Source organism: Achromobacter sp. GbtcB20, from assembly GCF_019091095.1.
Classification (GTDB): Bacteria; Pseudomonadota; Gammaproteobacteria; order Burkholderiales; family Burkholderiaceae_B; genus Achromobacter; species Achromobacter mucicolens.
In genome coordinates, this window is the sequence record NZ_JAGXJZ010000136.1 from 1 (window position 1) to 664 (window position 664).

Sequence of the window (664 nt, forward strand, 5' to 3'; positions counted from 1 at the left end):
GCGCGACGCAGGCGTCGGTGCCTCCAAGCAAGGAGCACCAGTCGTCGCGCGTGCGGGTGGCGAAGAGAAGCGCGAATTTTTCCTTCAGTTGCGGCCACCGCGACCGGCTCCACTGCTGCGTGAACTCCGGATCGCTCGCGCCCGTCAATTCCAGCAGCTGCGCATAGAACTGCGGCTCGATCGCGCCCACCGACAGGTATTTGCCGTCGCGGCAGGCATAGGTGTCGTAGAACGGCGCGCCGCCGTCGAGCATGTTGGCTTCGCGCTCGTCGCGCCAGGAACCGAAGGCGCGCAGGCCGTACATCATGGAGCCCAGCAGGGCCGAGCCGTCGGTCATGGCGGCGTCGACCACCTGGCCCTTGCCGGAAGTGCGCGCTTCCAGCGCCGCGCAGACCACGCCGAAGGCGAGCATCATGGCGCCGCCGCCGAAGTCGCCGACCAGGTTCAGGGGTGGGCTGGGCGGAGCATCCGCGCGGCCCATGGCGTGCAGCATGCCGGACAGGGCGATGTAGTTCAGGTCGTGGCCGGCGGCCTGCGCCAGCGGACCGGCCTGGCCCCAGCCGGTGATGCGGCCGTAGACGAGTGTCGGGTTGCGTTCCAGGCAGGCGTCGGGACCGAGGCCGAGGCGCTCCATCACGCCGGGGCGGAAGCCTTCGATCAGGAT

Annotated in this window: 1 protein-coding gene; it reads right to left on the bottom strand. The window is 69.7% G+C overall.

The genetic code is table 11. From position 1 onward, the window contains the following. The coding region (locus KVT32_RS28195; protein ID WP_217619214.1) for a CaiB/BaiF CoA-transferase family protein at window positions 1-664 on the bottom strand (664 nt) is incomplete at both ends.